This is a genomic window from Microbacterium imperiale, from assembly GCF_017876655.1.
Lineage (GTDB): Bacteria > Actinomycetota > Actinomycetes > Actinomycetales > Microbacteriaceae > Microbacterium > Microbacterium imperiale.
Genome location: NZ_JAGIOK010000001.1, coordinates 485,714 through 502,331, shown reverse-complemented (window position 1 = coordinate 502,331; position 16,618 = coordinate 485,714). Strand labels below are relative to the sequence as shown.

At 70.6% G+C, this 16,618-nt stretch carries 16 protein-coding genes and 1 tRNA gene; 12 read left to right on the top strand and 5 right to left on the bottom strand.

Translation table 11 applies throughout. The features are described from left to right. From JOF37_RS02415 to JOF37_RS02395, 5 genes are all read left to right on the top strand, one after another. Positions 1–1,053, top strand: a complete 1,053-nt coding sequence (locus tag JOF37_RS02415; protein ID WP_210004756.1) for a 3-isopropylmalate dehydrogenase — start codon at positions 1–3, stop codon at positions 1,051–1,053. Between the two features lie 39 nt (positions 1,054–1,092). After that, on the top strand, positions 1,093–2,199 hold the full coding sequence (locus tag JOF37_RS02410) for a branched-chain amino acid aminotransferase (RefSeq protein ID WP_210004755.1): 1,107 nt from the start codon (positions 1,093–1,095) through the stop codon (positions 2,197–2,199). Positions 2,200–2,201: 2 nt separating this feature from the next. After that, the gene (locus JOF37_RS02405) at positions 2,202–2,966 is read left to right on the top strand and encodes a fumarylacetoacetate hydrolase family protein (protein WP_210004754.1); all 765 of its coding nucleotides are present in this window, start codon (positions 2,202–2,204) and stop codon (positions 2,964–2,966) included. Continuing rightward, the gene (locus JOF37_RS02400; RefSeq protein WP_210004752.1) at positions 2,959–4,233 is read left to right on the top strand and encodes an MFS transporter; all 1,275 of its coding nucleotides are present in this window, start codon (positions 2,959–2,961) and stop codon (positions 4,231–4,233) included. Before JOF37_RS02405 ends, JOF37_RS02400 begins: the two co-directional genes overlap by 8 nt. Positions 4,234–4,294: 61 nt before the next feature. Then, on the top strand, positions 4,295–4,471 hold the full coding sequence (locus tag JOF37_RS02395) for a hypothetical protein (protein ID WP_210004751.1): 177 nt from the start codon (positions 4,295–4,297) through the stop codon (positions 4,469–4,471). Between the two features lie 22 nt (positions 4,472–4,493). On the opposite strand, the gene JOF37_RS02390 is transcribed toward JOF37_RS02395, so the two are convergent. Continuing rightward, positions 4,494–5,543, bottom strand: a complete 1,050-nt coding sequence (locus JOF37_RS02390) for an aminotransferase class V-fold PLP-dependent enzyme (protein ID WP_210004749.1) — start codon at positions 5,541–5,543, stop codon at positions 4,494–4,496. A gap of 74 nt (positions 5,544–5,617) precedes the next feature. On the opposite strand from JOF37_RS02390, the gene JOF37_RS02385 reads away from it, so the two are divergent. The 3 genes from JOF37_RS02385 (at position 5,618) to JOF37_RS02375 (ending at position 8,260) form a co-directional block, all read left to right on the top strand. Next, on the top strand, positions 5,618–6,580 hold the full coding sequence (locus JOF37_RS02385) for a LysR family transcriptional regulator (RefSeq protein WP_210004747.1): 963 nt from the start codon (positions 5,618–5,620) through the stop codon (positions 6,578–6,580). A gap of 10 nt (positions 6,581–6,590) precedes the next feature. Continuing rightward, complete coding sequence (gene gltX, locus JOF37_RS02380; protein WP_210004745.1) at positions 6,591–8,105, top strand: glutamate--tRNA ligase; 1,515 nt, start codon at positions 6,591–6,593, stop codon at positions 8,103–8,105. Positions 8,106–8,188: 83 nt separating this feature from the next. Next, a tRNA-Gln gene (locus JOF37_RS02375) sits at positions 8,189–8,260 on the top strand. A 55-nt stretch (positions 8,261–8,315) separates the two neighbouring features. On the opposite strand, the gene JOF37_RS02370 is transcribed toward JOF37_RS02375, so the two are convergent. Next, positions 8,316–9,563, bottom strand: coding sequence for an MFS transporter (locus tag JOF37_RS02370; protein WP_210004744.1), 1,248 nt, complete (start codon positions 9,561–9,563; stop codon positions 8,316–8,318). A 110-nt stretch (positions 9,564–9,673) separates the two neighbouring features. Between JOF37_RS02370 and JOF37_RS02365 the strand changes: the two genes are divergently transcribed. Then, positions 9,674–9,886, top strand: coding sequence for a hypothetical protein (locus JOF37_RS02365; protein WP_210004743.1), 213 nt, complete (start codon positions 9,674–9,676; stop codon positions 9,884–9,886). A 43-nt stretch (positions 9,887–9,929) separates the two neighbouring features. Here JOF37_RS02365 and JOF37_RS02360 read toward each other — a convergent pair whose 3' ends face one another. The 3 genes from JOF37_RS02360 to JOF37_RS02350 form a co-directional block, all read right to left on the bottom strand. Next, entirely contained in the window at positions 9,930–10,142 is a 213-nt protein-coding gene (locus JOF37_RS02360) for a putative acetyltransferase (protein ID WP_210004742.1), read from the bottom strand. Next, entirely contained in the window at positions 10,136–11,617 is a 1,482-nt protein-coding gene (locus tag JOF37_RS02355; RefSeq protein WP_210004741.1) for an SDR family NAD(P)-dependent oxidoreductase, read from the bottom strand. Before JOF37_RS02355 ends, JOF37_RS02360 begins: the two co-directional genes overlap by 7 nt. A 210-nt stretch (positions 11,618–11,827) precedes the next feature. Next, positions 11,828–13,840: a DUF262 domain-containing protein gene (locus tag JOF37_RS02350; RefSeq protein WP_210004735.1), complete on the bottom strand. Its 2,013-nt coding sequence runs from the start codon at positions 13,838–13,840 to the stop codon at positions 11,828–11,830. A 126-nt stretch (positions 13,841–13,966) separates the two neighbouring features. Between JOF37_RS02350 and JOF37_RS02345 the strand changes: the two genes are divergently transcribed. From JOF37_RS02345 to JOF37_RS02335, 3 genes are all read left to right on the top strand, one after another. Continuing rightward, positions 13,967–14,740 (top strand): hypothetical protein, encoded by a 774-nt coding sequence (locus JOF37_RS02345; RefSeq protein WP_210004732.1) that lies wholly within the window; start codon positions 13,967–13,969, stop codon positions 14,738–14,740. Between the two features lie 154 nt (positions 14,741–14,894). Then, positions 14,895–15,668 (top strand): DeoR/GlpR family DNA-binding transcription regulator, encoded by a 774-nt coding sequence (locus JOF37_RS02340; RefSeq protein ID WP_210004731.1) that lies wholly within the window; start codon positions 14,895–14,897, stop codon positions 15,666–15,668. Next, a complete protein-coding gene (locus tag JOF37_RS02335) occupies positions 15,665–16,615 on the top strand; it encodes a 1-phosphofructokinase family hexose kinase (protein ID WP_210007643.1) in 951 nt (316 codons plus the stop codon). Before JOF37_RS02340 ends, JOF37_RS02335 begins: the two co-directional genes overlap by 4 nt. The last annotated feature ends 3 nt before the right edge of the window (positions 16,616–16,618 follow it).

Below are 16,618 nucleotides of genomic sequence, written 5' to 3'. Positions count from 1 at the left end.
ATGTCACGCGTCGTGAAGCTTGCCGTCATCCCGGGCGATGGAATCGGACCCGAGGTCGTCGCGGAGGCCGAGAAGGTCCTCGACGCCGTGATCGCCGGGTCGGACGTTGCTTTCGACAAGACCCGGTTCTCACTCGGGGCAGGCCGGTTCCTCGAGACCGGCGACACGCTCACCGACGACGACCTCGGGGCGATCGCAGACCATGACGCGATCCTCCTGGGTGCTGTCGGCGGCGTGCCCGGCGACCCGCGGCTGCGCGACGGCAACATCGAGCGTGGACTGCTGCTGAAGCTGCGGTTCGAGCTCGACCACTACGTCAACCTGCGCCCGTCGAAGCTGTACCCCGGCGTCCCCGGTCCGCTGGCCGACCCGGGCGACATCGACTTCGTCGTCGTTCGCGAGGGCACGGAGGGGCCGTACGTCGGCAACGGCGGCTCGATCCGGCGGGGGACACCCCACGAGGTGGCGAACGAGACCTCCGTCAACACCGCGTTCGGAGTCGAGCGTGTCGTGCGCTATGCCTTCGCATTGGCCGAACGCCGGCGACAGAAGCTCACGCTGGTGCACAAGACCAACGTCCTGGTGCACGCGGGAGGCATCTGGAAGCGCATCGTCGACCAGGTGGCCGCGGAGCACCCCGAGGTCGCCGTAGACTACCTGCACGTCGACGCGGCGACGATCTTCCTGGTCACGAACCCGGGCCGCTTCGACGTGATCGTCACCGACAACCTCTTCGGCGACATCCTGACCGACTTGGCCGGCGCCGTCACCGGAGGCATCGGCCTCGCCGCTTCGGGGAACATCAACCCCGACGGCGCGTTCCCGTCGATGTTCGAGCCCGTCCACGGATCGGCGCCCGACATCGCGGGTCAGCAGAAGGCCGACCCGACCGCAGCGATCCTCTCGGTCGCGCTCATGCTCGATCACCTCGGGCTGCGCGATCACGCCGAACGCGTGACCCGAGCCGTCGAAACCGACATCGCCGCCCGCACCTCGGACGCCCGCTCCACCCCACAGATCGGCGACGCGATCGTGGCACGCCTGCAGGCGTAGCCTGGACACCGCCTCGCCTCACACCCGCTTGGACGACACATGACTCTTCTCGAAAACGACCCCGACGCCGGACTCGAGCCGCTCGAGTTCGCCGTGACCCGCAACCTCGCCGCCGCCGCCCCCGCGCGCCGCGACGAGATCCTCGCGAACCCGGGCTTCGGCACGCACTTCACCGACCACATGGTCGACATCTGCTGGTCCGTCCGCGGCGGCTGGCACCGCCCCCGCGTCCAGCCCTACGGTCCGATCTCGCTCGACCCGGCCGCGGCCGTACTGCACTACGGGCAGGAGATCTTCGAGGGCATCAAGGCTTACCGCCACGCCGACGGATCGGTGCACACCTTCCGCCCCGACCAGAACGGCCGCCGGCTGCAGCGTTCGGCCCGTCGCCTCGCGCTGCCTGAGCTGCCGGTCGAGTGGTTCATCCAGTCGCTGCGCGAACTCATCGCCGTCGACGGCGACTGGGTGCCCTCGGGGGCCGACCAGTCGCTGTACCTGCGACCGTTCATGTTCGCGAAGGAGGCGTTCCTCGGTGTGCGCCCCGCGAACAAGGTCGCGTACTACGTCATCGCGAGCCCGGCGGGTGCGTACTTCACCGGGGGAGTCAAGCCCGTCTCCATCTGGCTGAGCGAGGACTACGCGCGTGCCGGCAAGGGCGGCACGGGCGCGGCCAAGACCGGCGGCAACTACGCGTCGAGCCTGCTGCCGCAGGCCGAGGCGTACGAGAACGAGTGCGACCAGGTCGTCTTCCTCGATCAGGACCGCAACGTCGAGGAGCTCGGCGGCATGAACGTCGTGTTCGTCTACAAGGACGGCACGATCGTCACGCCGCAGTCCGACTCGATCCTCGAGGGCATCACGCGCGATTCGATCCTGCAGCTCGCCCGTGACCGCGGACACAAGGTCGAGGGCCGGGCCGTGTCGCTCGACGAGTGGCGCCAGGGTGTGGCTTCCGGTGACATCGTCGAGGTCTTCGCCTGCGGCACGGCCGCAGTCGTGACGCCGATCGGCGTGCTCAAGGGCCGCGACTTCTTCGACGAGCAGCCCGTCGGCGAGCTCGCGCTGTCGCTGCGGGAGGAGCTGACCGACATCCAGTACGGCCGGCGCGAAGACAAGCACGGCTGGCTCGTGCGGCTGGACGGCTGACCGTGAAGATCGTTCGCTTCTCGCACAACGAGACCATCCGCTACGGCATCCTCGACGGCACCGAACTCGTCACCCTGGCCGGCGACCCGATGTACGCCGGCTACGACACGACAGGCGAGCGCGTCGCCCTCGGCGACGCCGTGCTGCTGGCTCCCGTCATCCCGCGGTCGAAGATCATCGCGGTGGGTCGCAACTACCGCGACCATGCCGCCGAGTTCGGCAACGAGGTGCCCGCCGAGCCGCTGCTGTTCTTCAAGCCGAACACCTCGGTGATCGGTCCCGGCGACGCGATCGTGCGTCCGACCCAGTCGCAGCAGGTCGACTTCGAGGGCGAGCTGGCCGTCGTCATCGGCAAGGTCACCCGCAACGTGACGGCGGATGATGCGCTCGAGCACGTGTTCGGGTATGCGATCGCCAACGACGTCACCGCTCGCGACCTGCAGCGCAGCGACGGTCAGTGGGCGCGCGCGAAGGGGTTCGACACCTTCTGCCCCCTCGGCCCCGCGATCGAGACCGAGTTCGACCCCGCACAGGCCGAGCTCGTGGCCCGCGTCAATGGCGAGGAGAAGCAGCGCGCGCCGCTGACCGACATGGTGCACGGCATCGCCGACCTCATCGCGTACGCCTCGGCGGCGTTCACCCTGCTGCCCGGCGACGTCATCCTGACCGGAACGCCGGCGGGCGTCGGCCCGCTCGTGGCGGGCGATGTGGTGGAAGTCGAGATCGACGGTCTCGGCATCCTCCGCAACATCGTCCGGGATGCCTGAGCGCTCAGCTGTCCCGCTGACGGATGCCTCGCGAGAGGCCGTCCGCCGCCGTGCGCTCCTCGTGCTGTCGCTCGGCCAGGTGCTGGGTGGCATCGGCTTCGGCTCGACGATCTCGCTGGGCGCCGTCATCACCGAGCGCATCACCGGCGATGAGGCGCTGGCCGGCCTGCCCACGGCGGCCGTGACCCTCGGCGCGGCGCTGCTCGCGGTGCCGCTCGCGTCGTTCGCCTCGCGCGCGGGGCGGCGCCCCCCGCTGACGCTGGGGATGGCGCTGGCGCTGGCCGGGGTCGGCCTCGTGGTGGTCGGAACGGCCCTCGGTGCCTTCCCGATCCTGCTGGTCGCGTTCGCGCTGATCGGTGCCGGGCAGGCGGCGAACCTGCAGTCGCGGTTCGCGGCGACCGACCTCGCGACCGACCGCACCCGGGGTCGTGACCTCTCGGTCGTGGTGTGGGCGACGACCTTCGGTGCAGTGCTCGGGCCGAACCTCGTCGGTCCGGGCGAGCGCCTGGGCGACGCTCTGGGGATGCCGCCGCTGACCGGCCCGTACGTGTTCACCGCTGTCGCTCAGGTGCTCGCGATCGCGCTGTACCTGGCTGCGCTGCGGCCCGACCCGTTGCTGGTGGCGCGCGACTCGGCCGCGACGCAGGCGCCCGGTCCGGCGGCGGACAGCGCGCCCGCGGACCGACCGACGACGGCGCGCTACGCCGTCGTCGCGATCGCGGGGTCTCACGGCGTCATGGTCTCGGTCATGGCGATGACACCGCTGCACCTGGTCCATCACGGGGCCGACCTGTCGGTCGTCGGGCTCACGATCAGCCTGCACATCGCCGGGATGTACGCGCTGTCTCCGGTGTTCGGACTGGTGGCCGACCGCCTCGGGCGGGTGCCCACGATCCTCCTCGGCCAGCTGCTGCTCGCCGCAGCACTCGTGGTGGCCGCGTGGGGTGCGGAGTCGGCCCCCGCGGTCACCGTCTCGCTCATCCTGCTGGGCCTCGGCTGGAGTGCGGCGACCGTGGCCGGCTCGGCGCTGCTGACCGAAGCGTCGTCGCCTCGGCACCGGACGGCGCGTCAGGGGCGCAGCGACGCCGTCATGAACGTCGTCGGGGCGGCGGGGGCGGCAGCGGCCGGGGGAGTCCTGGGGATCATCGGCTATCCCGGGCTCGCCGCGAGCGCCCTCGCGATCGTTGCGCTGGTCTCGTTGGGAGCGCTGTTCGTCCGGCGGCCGGCGGTCGCCGGGTCAGGGTCGGGGCGCGCCCGCAGCACCTAGCCGCTCCCCGCGGGGGGAGCAAGCATTTGGATCCGGGCGCGAACCCTGTCACGGTGGTGTCATGAGTCCCCGATCACAGCTGATCATCGCCCTCGTGTCGAGCGCGATCCTCTTCCTCTCGATCGCGCTGATGTTCGCGCTGGTGATCATCAGTTTCTTCACGGACGGCATCGACTTCGGCGGGCAGTCGCACATGGTCGACGGCCTCGCGTCGACCGGCTGGGCGCTCGTCGCCTGACGCGCGACGCCGTCGTCGCTCCTCAGCCGAGCAGAGCGAGCGCCGCCGCCTCGACGTCGCCCTCGTCGTTGAAGACGTGGAAGGCGACGCGCGCGTTGCCCCGTCGACCCGATGCGACGATGCCCGCGGCGGTCAGTCGGGCGAGGTCGGCGCCGTCGGCGTCCGGCCACGTGACGATCGGTGTGGGGACCATCGGCTCGGGCAGGCCGAGGCGCGTGCGGAACGCCGTCGCGAGGCCCGTCACGCGGGCGTGGAGGGCGACCGGGTCGGCATCCGCGAACATCGCGAGCGCGGGTTCCGCGCCGACCATCGCCTGCCAGGCGGGTGAGACGTCGAATCGTCGCGCCGAACGCGCGAGCGACGCGTCGGTTCCGTAGCACGCGGCCCAGGGGTTCTCGCCGGCGTACCAGCCGGCGTGAATGGGATGCAGGGTCGCTGCGAAGTCGTCGCTCAACGCCAGGAACGCGACGCCGCGCGGCGCGCAGAGCCACTTGTAGGCGTGGCAGACGAGGGCATCGAAGGCGTCGGCCCGGACGGGCAGCCAGCCCACCGCCTGGGTCGCGTCGCAGAGGGTCTTCGCCCCGTGCCGTCGGGCGGCGTCGACGATGGCGTCGGCGTCCGCGACCTCGCCCGTCGCGGACTGGACGATCGAGAACGCCACGAGGTCGATTTCCGGCCCGATCCCGTCGGCGAGGTCGGCCAGCGGGACGGTGCGGACGCGGATGCCCCGGCCGGCGTGGGCGAAGGGCATCACGAGCGATGAGAACTCGCCCTCCGGACACAGCACGGTGGCACCGTCGGGCAGCGAGGCGGCGATCATGCCGACCATGACCGAGGTCTGCGAGCCGAGCGCGACGCGGTCGGCCGAGGTCGTCACCAGGCGCGCGAAGTGCGTGCGGCATCGTTCCGCGACCGCGGCGTAATGAAGGAGGTCGGGACGTGCGTCGAGGTCGGCGAGCACGGCTGCGCGCGTATCGCGGGTCGGCAGGCCGGTGCTGCAGGCTGCGAGATACCCGCGCGCACCGGTGAACGCGCCGTGGAGCTCGTCGGGCGAGAGGGCTGTCGTCTGCATGGTTCCAGCGTCGATCAACACGACGTATTGGTCTACGGCAGGACTTGCATGCAAAGCATCACGTCCAGTTATCTATGAGCATGAGCGCCCCCGACTACCGTCTCGACGTCGCCGAGCTGCGCATCGTGCGCGCGATCGCCGACGGCGGCTCGATCACCGCCGCCGCGACATCCCTCGGCTACAGTCAGCCGGCGGTGAGTCAGCAGGTCAAACGGCTCGAGCAGCGGCTCGGAGTACCCGTCGTGGAACGCGTCGGAAGACGGATGCGGCTGACCGAGGCCGGCCGCGTCATCGCCCGGCACGCCGCCGCCGTCGCGACCGTCATCGAGGCGGCTTCCGGAGAGCTCGCGGAGCTGGCCGGGCTGCGGTCGGGAACCGTCCGCATGGTCGGTTTCCCCTCGGCGTCGCCGACGGTGCTGCCGCGCCTGATGGATCGGCTCGCTCAGGCCGAGCCCGGGCTCACGCTGACCTACGTCGAGGCGGAGCCGCCGGAGGCGATCGCGGACGTCCGCGCCGACCGGGCCGACATCGCGCTCACATTCGGCTACCCCGGCGACCGCAGCGATCCGCACGGCGAGAGCGCCCGTGGGCTCGATACCGAGGTGATCGGCTACGACGAGCTGCTCGCGGTGCTGCCGGCCGACCACCCAGCCGCGGGCGGCGCCGGCCCGATCGAGATCGCCCCGCTCGCCGACGAGGACTGGATCGCCGGGTGCCCGCGCTGCCGGGGGCACCTGCTCGAGGTGTGCGGGCGCGCGGGCTTCGTCCCGGCCATCCGCTTCGAGACCGACAACTTCGTCGCCGTCGAACAGCTCGTCGCGCAGGGAATCGGCGTCGCGACGCTGCCGGGACTCGCGGTGTCGTCGTTCCCCGTCCTGCCGGGTGTCGTGACCCGGCCGTTGCCGGCGAGCGAGCGTCGCGCGATCCACGCCGTGTCGGCCGGGGGAGCGGGACGCGTTCCGGCGGTGGCATCCGTGCTCGGCCATCTCCGAGCCGTGGTGGGGGAGCTCACCGGCACCGGCGCGCGCGAGAACTAAGCTGGAGGGGATGTCCAGCGCACCTCACCCCGCCACCACGACCGCCATCGGATCCGACATCCGTGTGCGGTTCTGCCCCTCGCCGACCGGTCTGCCGCACGTCGGTCTCATCCGCACGGCCCTGTTCAACTGGGCCTACGCGCGCCACAACGGCGGCAAGATGGTCTTCCGCATCGAAGACACCGACGCCGCGCGTGACAGCGAGGAGAGCTACCAGCAGCTGCTCGAGGCGCTGCGTTGGCTCGAGATCGACTGGGACGAGGGCGTCGAGAAGGGCGGTCCGCACGCCCCGTACCGCCAGTCGCAGCGTCACGAGCTCTACCGCGGAGTGCTCGACAAGCTCATCGCCGCCGGCGTCGTCTACGAGTCGTATTCGACGGCCGAAGAGATCGATGCGCGCAACGAGGCCAACGGCCGCGCGAAGCAGCTCGGCTACGACAACTACGACCGTGACCTCACCGACGAGCAGAAGGCCGCCTTCCGTGCCGAGGGGCGCGAGCCCGCGTGGCGCCTGCGCGTGCCCGACCACGACCTGACCTACGTCGACCTCATCCGCGGCGAGGTCACATTCCCCGCCGGGTCGTTCCCCGACTTCGTGATCGTGCGCGCCGGCGGCATCCCGCTGTACACGTTCGTAAACCCCGTCGACGACGCGCTCATGGGCATCACGCACGTCCTGCGCGGCGAGGACCTCATGCCCTCGACGGCGCGCCAGCTCGCCCTGTACGCCGCGCTCATCGAGGCGGGTGTCACCGACTTCGTGCCGCGATTCGGCCACATGCCTCTCGTGCTCGGCGAGACCGGCAACAAGAAGCTGTCGAAGCGCGACCCGAAAGCCGACCTCTTCCTGCAGCGCGAGAAGGGCTTCATCCACGAGGGGCTGCTCAACTACCTGTCGCTGCTGGGCTGGTCGATCGCGGCCGACCGCGACGTCTTCTCGCGCGACGAGCTCATCGCCGCGTTCGACATCGCCGACGTGAACCCCAACCCCGCCCGGTTCGATCAGAAGAAGGCCGAGTCGATCAACGGCGACCACGTGCGGATGCTCGCGCCGGCCGACTTCGCCGAGCGCCTCGTGCCCTACCTCGCCGGTGCGGGCCTGATCGAGAACCCGCCCACCGCGGGCGAGCGCGAGATCCTCGAGGCCGCCGCGCCGCTCGTGCAGGAGCGGATGCAGCTGCTCGGTGACGCGCCGGGGCTGCTCGGCTTCCTGTTCCGTTCCGACATCGCGTACGACGACGACGCGCTGTCGGGCCTTCCGGCGAACGCGGGCGAGGTGCTCGTCGCGTCGGTCGGCGCCCTCGAGCTGGTTCCCGAGCAGGGGTTCACGGCCGCGGCCGTGCAGGACGCTCTGGCCCCCGCGCTGATCGAGGGGCTCGGCCTCAAGCCGCGCGTCGCCTACGGCCCGCTGCGTGTCGCCCTCAGCGGCCGTCGCGTCTCGCCGCCGCTGTTCGAGTCGATGGAGCTTCTCGGCAAGGCCGAGACCATCCGACGGCTCGACGCTCTCGTGCAGCGCGTCGGCTGACGCGCCCGGGCGGCGGTCGGTTAGGTCGCACCGCATCCGTCAGGTATAGTTGATCCTCGGTGCGACTGAGGTCAAACCGACCATGGGGTATGGTGTAATTGGCAACACGGCTGATTCTGGTTCAGTTGTTCTTGGTTCGAGTCCAGGTACCCCAGCTTCACGAAAACCCCGCTCAGGCGGGGTTTTCTGCTTCTCTGGCGCGTACGGACGTCACGCCGGACGATTCGCCGGCACCAGCCGAGGGGCCACGAGCGCCGCGACGATGAGCGGCGCGGCGAGGAAGAGCCATGCCGCGGCCGGCATCCCGTCGATTCCGAGAAGCGCGCCGAAGATGAGGTTGCCCACGAGCACCGCGATGCCGCCGCAGGTCGCAAGCAGGCCGAAGAACGATCCGGTGGGGTGGAGCCCCGCGAAGCGAGGGGCGAGCGACAGCGCAGTGGGATGGGTCGTCATGTGACCCATCACGACGAGCGACGCAGCGACGAAGACGATCGTGACGCGCACCGCATCCGTCACGGGCGACAGCGCGCCGACCGCCATGACGGCGAATCCGGCGGCCGACAGCAGGTACCCGGTCCGCAGCGCGACCGCCGCGCCCACGGACGCCGACCAGCGGGCCACGGGCAGCTGGAGCGTGAGCGTGAGCAGCGAGACCCACGCGAACATCGCCGCCGTCGCCGGCGCAGCGCCGGGCGTCATCGCCAGCTGCAGCGGTAGGGCGAGGTAGAGCTGGTTGTAGGCGAGCAGATCAGCTGCGTGCGCGGTCGAGAAGCCGACGAAGCGGCGATCGCGCAGCGACCACCACCGTCCGTGGCGGGTGTCATGTGCTCCGCGAGCCGCGACGCGCGTCGGCGCCGGCAACGCGTACGCCAGGAACAGCCCGATGAGAACGAAGAAGGCGGCACCGAAGAGGGCGACCGTGGCGAAGCCCCAACCGAGAAGTGCCGCGCCGAGGATCGGGCCGATCACGGCGCCCAGCTCACCCGTGATGCTCAGCCAGGCGAAGAGTGATGCGCGTCGTCCGTGCACCGCCGGGGAGCGGCGGTGCTCGGCATCCGCGAGCAGGACGTTGAGTCCCGGTGAGAAGAGCGCGCCGCCCAGACCCGTGAGCACGGTACCCGTGACGAACAGCGCGAGCTGTGGCGACGCCACCATGAGGGACGCAGCCAACGTCGCGAACCCGGCGACCCGGACGGCGCACCCGAGGAGAATCACGCGGCGGGCGCCGATGCGGTCGGCGAGCACACCGCCGACGAGGAACATGCCCTGTTGCGCGAAGGTGCGCACGCCCAGGATGAGCCCGACGGCAGCCGCCGCGACACCGAAATCTTCCGAGAGGACGAGTGCGAGGAACGGGACAACCGCGTAGAAGCCCGTGTTGAAGAGAAGCTGCGTCGCGAGCAGCACCGGCGTGTGGGGAGCACGCGGAGCGTCGGCTTCGGGAGGCGGATTTCGCACGTCAGTCCCTCTCGATCCTCGGGGCGCCGGCGGCACGCCGCCGAGAACGATCCTCCCAAGACGATCCGTCGGCTGTGTCGAGGGGCGCCCCGCAGCGCGACAATGGACGTATGGGACTCTTCACGCAGCGACCCGAAGACCCGAGCGAGTGGGCCGGACTGCCGTCCGAGCCGCACCGCCCGCGCTCCGACGCCGAACTGCTGCCGGACGCGCCGCCGGTCGCGGACCCGGGCGCGGCCGTCTTCGGCTCCGCCTCCGGCATCGCGTCGATCCCGATCCCGGTGGCCGACCCCGGCGCGGGCGACGGCGGGGCCTCGGACTGACGCCGACGCGCAGCGTCCATGCGCGTCATGCGGTGCTGCGGTCTCAGGTGCGACGCGGTCGCGGCGCCGGCGGCGGGGGCACCGGCTTAGCGGCAACGATGTCCGTGCGGCGAATGCGCTCGACGCCACGCTTGCCATCGACGACGACCAGCTCGTCGTCGGCGCTCAGCAGCTCGCCGAGGACATCGGTGGCCTGCCCCGTCGGCAGCAGGTAGCGGACGACGACGCGGTTCCCGGGGGCCGGAAGTCTCACCATGCGCCGGGGGAGTAGTCCTTGAGGAACACGCCGAACAGGTCCTCGCCGGCCTCGCCGCGGACGATCGGGTCGTAGACGCGCGCGGCGCCGTCGACGAGGTCGAGCGGGGCGTGGAAGCCCTCTTCGGCGAGGCGCACCTTCGTCGGGTGCGGGCGCTCGTCGGTGATCCAGCCGGTGTCGACGCTCGTCATGAGGATGCCGTCGGTCTCGAACATCTCGCGGGCGCTCGTGCGCGTCAGCATGTTCACGGCGGCTTTGGCCATGTTGGTGTGCGGGTGGCCCGGGCCCTTGTAGCCGCGGTTGAACACGCCCTCCATCGCACTGACGTTGACGACGTAGGTCCGGCGTGCCGGGCTCGCCGCGAGCGAGGCACGCAGCTTCGAGACGAGCAGGAACGGCGCCGTCGTGTTCGCCAGCTGCACCTCGAGCATCTCGAGCGGGTCGACGTCGCCGACGCGCTGGGTCCATGAGTTCACGCCGTCGAGGTCGGGGATGAGGCCGCCCGCGTCGATCGCGGTGCCGGCGGCGAGTCGCTCGAGCGAGCTGGAACCGGCGGCCATGGCCTGTTCCGTCAGCTCGTCGGCACGCGAGGCGGCGGCGGCGAGGATCGGGTGCGCGTTGACCGAGCGCTCGAGCGCCTGCGGGTGCATGTCGTTGGTGTGACCGAACGTGACCAGCTCGGGCAGCGGGCCGTCGGGCAGCGGCGACAGCTCGGCGTCGACGAGCGGCTGGTAAGCGCCCGGGGAGCGGCGAACGGTCTGCGTCGCGTTGTTGATGAGGATGTCGAGGTGACCCGCCGCGGCGACATCGTCGGCGAGGCCGACGACCTGTGCGGGGTCGCGCAGGTCGATGCCCACGATCTTGAGGCGATCGATCCACTCGGCCGAGTCGGGCAGGCTCCGGAACCGGCGGACCGCATCCCGCGGGAAGCGCGTGGTGATCGTCGTGTGAGCGCCGTCGCGCAGCAGTCGCAGCGCGATGTACATGCCGATCTTGGCGCGGCCACCCGTCAGGAGGGCGCGGCGGCCGGAGAGGTCGGTGCGCGCGTCGCGCTTGGCGTGGCTCATCGCCGCGCAGTCCGGGCAGAGCTGGTGGTAGAACGCGTCGACGATCGTGTACGGCTGCTTGCAGATGTAGCAGGCGCGCGCCTTGATGAGCGTGCCGGCGATCGGCGCGGTGGTCGAGGACGAGATGGGGATGCCGCGGGTCTCGTCGTCGATCCGATCCGGAGCTCCCGTCGCCGTGGCATGGACGACGGCGCGGTCGGCCGAGGCGACGGCATCCCGGATCTCGCGCCGGCGCACCTTCTTCGCCGCCTTGAACATCGCGGCGGTCGCCTGCCGAACGGTCGCGTAGTCGGGATGCCGATGGTCGATGTCGGCCAGCTGCGCGAGAACGCGCAGGGTAGCGGCGAGATCGTCGGGGTCGATGCCGCTGGGCGCGACGGAAGTCGGGGAGAGCGTGTCGGGGAGCACACGCGATTGTACGTCCAACCACCCCCGGAACCGGCACAGAGGAAAGGGGACGGCCCCGCTGGAGTGACTCACAGCGGGGCCGTCAGTGAGGTCTGGGAGAAAGTGACCCGAACACCGTCTCTACCGAGCCGCTCACGTACAACAGCGAAGCTACGCTCCTCGCCCGCTTCGCGCGGGTTGTTGACTACGCACCCGCGACTCTGCTACGCCTCAGCGCATCGCGTCGCCGATGTAGGAGTACTTCACGAAGACCTCTGCGGCCCAGCCAGCTTCGTCGAGGACACCCTGCACGGCGGTGAGCATGTAGCGCGAGTCCCAACCCATGTAGAGGTAGCTCCCCTCGCCGAGCTCGTCCCACTGTCCGTTCCACGCCATGGCGGGGTACACGGGGCCGCCGCGCCGTGCGCTGAAGTCGATGACGCTCTGCCGGGAGTCGACCCACAGCCGCTTGAACACGCGGTTGAAGAGGTAGCGGACGTCCGGCACCTCCCAGTGCTCGCCGCGGAACTCGACGTAGTCGAACTCGCGCTGCCAGCCGCGCGGCCATCCGCGGCGGAGCTTCGCGTCGAGGATCGGGGTCAGGTTGTCGTCGTCGATCCCGGTCAGCGGCGGGCGTCGCCACACCTCGACGAATCGCTGCGCGAGCCGCTCGGTGCGGGCGCCGATCGCCCGTGTGTCCCAGCTGTCGTTGTCGGCGACCTCGCGCGCCATCGCCACGTCGCTGCGGCGAAGAAGCGATCGCAGCTCGGGATAGGTGGCGTCGAGCGCGCGCTCCGCGAGGTCCTGCTCGAGCAGCGTCAGGTTGCCCAGCGTGTGCGCGAGCGCACGGTGACTGTTCTGCTCGTCCTCGCTGTAATCGGCGAAGCGGCGATGGCCGTCGCCGGACCAGTCGTCGCCCGCCGCGGCGGGGAACACCGGCGAGACGTCGAGCGGAGCCGCGGGATCGACGTCCGCGAGGCGGCCGAGCACGTAGCGCGGATGCGGCAGATCGCCGTACTTCACGCCGACGCGCACGCGCTCGTCCGAGGGCGTGATGCGCGCGATGGCTCGGGTGAGGGCGTCCGCGCCCTGGGCGTAGGCCCGGCACAGGCGTGCGACGAGGCGGTCGGTGGCGATCCCGACGACGGTGCGGCGCAGCAGCAGCGCCTGCACGTCCTCGATCCGCGCGAGGAGTTCGGCGCGGGGGAGGAGCCCGGCACGGGCGTCGTGCACGAGACGCATCACGAGCGGGTACATGTTGCGCCCGAGCACGTTGAGGTAGCCGAGTTGACGGGCCAGTTCGGCATCCGTGCTCGCGGCGGGGTCGACCATCTCGCGATAGATCTCGGAGTACTCCCGCCATGAGGCCGCGTGCGCACGCAGCGTATCGATGTCGAGCCGCGGGAACTGCTGGCGGAAGACGTCGTAGACGCCGCGGCCACCGGTGACGAGGACCTCGCGGCCGGTGAGCATCACGAGAAAGTGATTCCAGAACGCGCCGATGGCGTCGCCGGTGTTGCGCTCGATCGGCACCCAGAAGTCGTTCTCGATCTCGATCTGCTCGCCGTGCGAGAGTCCCATGAGGACGTAGTTGTGGATGAGCTCGTGGTCGCGCAGCGGCTCGCCGGTCGAGTTCAGGCTCTCGAAGATCTGCTGGGCGTTGGCTCCTTCGCCGAGCGTGATCGCGACGTGCTCGAGCTTCTGCAGCCCCCGCCAGATCGTCGGCGCCTCGTCGGGGCGGATCTGGCTGCGGAAGAACGCGTAGTTGTCGTCGAACCGCGACTCGCGATGCTCCTCGCCCGGGGCGCGGCGGTCGAGCACGACGCTCTCGAACACGTCGGCCCAGGCGCGGTGGGGACGCAGCTTCGTGCGCGCGGGGTCGTCGGCCCGGGCCAGCACGCGCTCGAGTTCGCGTGCGAGCTCGGGATCGTCGTCGCGCAGGGTGTGATGCAGGGCGGCGACGAGCAGCATGAGCGTCGTGATGCGCTGCTGCCCGTCGATGAGCACGAGCTGGGCGTCATCCTCCGTTGTCGTGCTGGCGGTCGAGAGGATGGAGCCGATGAAGTGGGTGTGGGCGTCGTCGGCGGCCGATACCGAGCGGATGTCGGCGAGCAGCTGTTCGCAGCCGCCGATGTCCCAGCGGTACTGCCGCTGGTAGACCGGGACCACGATCGTCGTGTCGGATGCCGACAGCCAGCTGATCGTGTTGACGGCGGTCGCTCCGACATTCGTGGCAGTGCTCATATTCTCCGAAATCGCTCCTCGACAAGCCCGCTCGAGTCTACTGGCGCCCTCGGAACGGCTCGGTAGGCTGACCTCAGTCGGGCCTGTAAAAACTTCGCTTGTCCGACAGAAAGGTCATGATCCGTCATGGGTTACATCAAGTCCGCCGCCCTCGAGGAGACCGGTTACGTCGTCCTCGATCGCTACAACAAAGAGATCGATCCGAAGGAATGGCTCGACGTCGAGTACGTCGACTGGAAGTCCTCGGGTGACACCCGGTTCGCGCCCCTCGCCTCGGCCAAGGGTGAGATCGAGTGCAACGGCTTCTGGAACCACAAGCCGCCGCGCACCGACAAGGACGGTGTGTGGATCGATTCGCAGACCGCCATCGCGCCGACGCTGACCGCACGCGCCCAGGAGCCGGGTGCCAACGTCGGACGCTGCCGCATCATCGAGCTGCAGCCGAACACCTACGCCGACTGCCTCTACAACCTGCACCAGGACGACAACAACCGCCTGAACCCGGACGGCACCGGGTGGGTCGTGCGCGGCTTCTTCAACCTGACGGACGACCAGACGAGCTACTTCGTGCTGCGCGAGAACCGCACCGACCCCAGCGAGGAGACGCGCATCGCCCTCCCGGCCGGCGCGCAGCTGATCGTCGACACGCAGCGTCTGTGGCACGCCGCCGCTCACTACGGCGACGAGCCCCGCTACTGCCTCATCACGTCGTGGGAGTCGGGTCCGGAGCTCGACGCCTACATCGCCAAGTACAACGGCGTGAACAAGGTCGACAGCTACCACGTCGACCAGGAGACCCTCGACGCCGGCCAGATCGAGCAGGAGCGCCGCATCGCTGCCCGCGCTGCTGCCCTCGCGGCCCGCGGCCAGCAGGAGGTCATCGCGATGAGCGAGGCCTGAGCCTCTCTCTGCGGAAGGGCGTCGGCATCAGCCGGCGCCCTTCGTCGTCCCAGGCGGTGGCTGCCAGCTTCGGCACATGCATGAGTCCGATGTTGATTTCTGTTGATTTGTTTGTGTTTGCGTTGTAACGTGTGGGCATCCGAAGGAGGGTGTCGTGTACGCAACGGAGCGCCAGCAGCTCATCGAGCGATTGCTCGCCGACGACGGACGCGTGGCCGTGGTCGACCTCGCGGCGCGCTTCGACGTCACGACCGAGACCGTTCGGCGTGACCTCGCCGCGCTCGAAGAGGCCGGCGCCCTGCGGCGCGTGCACGGCGGCGCGGTATCGCCCGAGCGCACCAGCACGTCCGAACCGTCCGTCGCCGAGCGGTCGATGCGCCACTCCGAGGCGAAGGAGCGCATCGCGCGCCGCGCCCTCGCCGCCCTTCCCGCCGGAGCTGGATCGATCTACCTGGACGCGGGCACGACGACCGCGGCCCTCGCCGTCCTCATGGCCCAGTCGTCGCCGTCCGGCCGCGAGGTCGTGACCCACTCGATGACGATCGCCCATTCGCTCGCGGGCGTGTCGGGCGTCGGTCTCACCGCGATCGGCGGACGCGTCCGCGGGCTGACGGCCGCCGCCGTCGGTTCCGACACCGTCGCGGCGATCGGGCGGCTGCGGCCGGACGTCGCGTTCCTCGGTGCCAACGGCATCACCGTCGGCGCCGGGCTGACCACGCCGGACCCCGAAGAGGCGGCCGTCAAGCGCGCCGTCGTCGCGGGAGCCCGGCGGGTGATCGTCCTCGCCGACGCCGACAAGTTCGAAGCGGAACTTCTCGTCTCTTTCGCCGAGCTGTCCGACCTCGACGTGGTCGTGACGAATCGGGAACCGGGCGCGGCGCTCTCGCGAGCGCTGCGCGACGCCGACGTGGAGGTATGGATCGCATGATCGTGACCCTGACGGTGCATCCGTCGCTCGACCGCACCGTGTCGCTCGGCGCGCCGCTGCGCGTCGGTGAGGTGCAGACAGCGAGCGGCGCACGCGAGGATGCCGGCGGCAAGGGCATCAACGTGTCACGGGTGATCCGGGCGGCAGGCGGCGACAGCCTCGCGGTCCTCCCGCTCGACCCGGCCGACCCCTTCGCCGCTGTCCTGGCCGACGCGGATGTCGAGGTACGCCCCGTGCCCGTCGCGGGACGTGCTCGGGCGAACATCACGGTGACGGATGCCGCCGGCGAGACCACCAAGATCAACCTTCCCGGCGTCGCGCTGAACGACGGCGACCTCGCCGCGCTCATCGACGCGGTCGTGGCCGCCGCTCGCGGCGCGGACTGGCTCGTGCTGGCCGGGTCGCTCGCGCCGGGACTCGCCGCGGACGCCTACGTGCGCGTCATCCACGCCGTCCGTGATCGGCTGGGCGCCGAGGCCCCGCGCATCGCCGTCGACACCTCCGGCCCGGCTCTGCGCGCGGTCGTGCGCGACGGCCGTCCCGACCTGATCAAGCCGAACGACGACGAGCTCGCCGACCTGCTCGGTGCGCCCTTGCCCGAGGCGACGGATCTGGCCGAGGCGGTGCACGCCGCGGCGCGCGAACTCGTCCCGAACGCCGTCGCTACCGCCCTCGTCACCCTCGGGGGCGACGGTGCGGTGCTCGTCACCGGCGAGGGCGCATGGGCGGCCGTCCCGCCGCCGACCCGCGTGCGCAGCACCGTCGGAGCGGGCGACAGCTCGCTCGCCGGGTATCTGCTCGCAGTCTCGGCGGGCGCGAACCCGGCGGCATCCCTCGTGTCGGCCATCCGCTACGGCTCGGCCGCCGCTGCCCTCGACGGAACCCAGGCCCCGCGGGCGTCCGACCTTCCCACCGCTGACATCCCCGTCCGCGCGCTCACCCGTTGAATC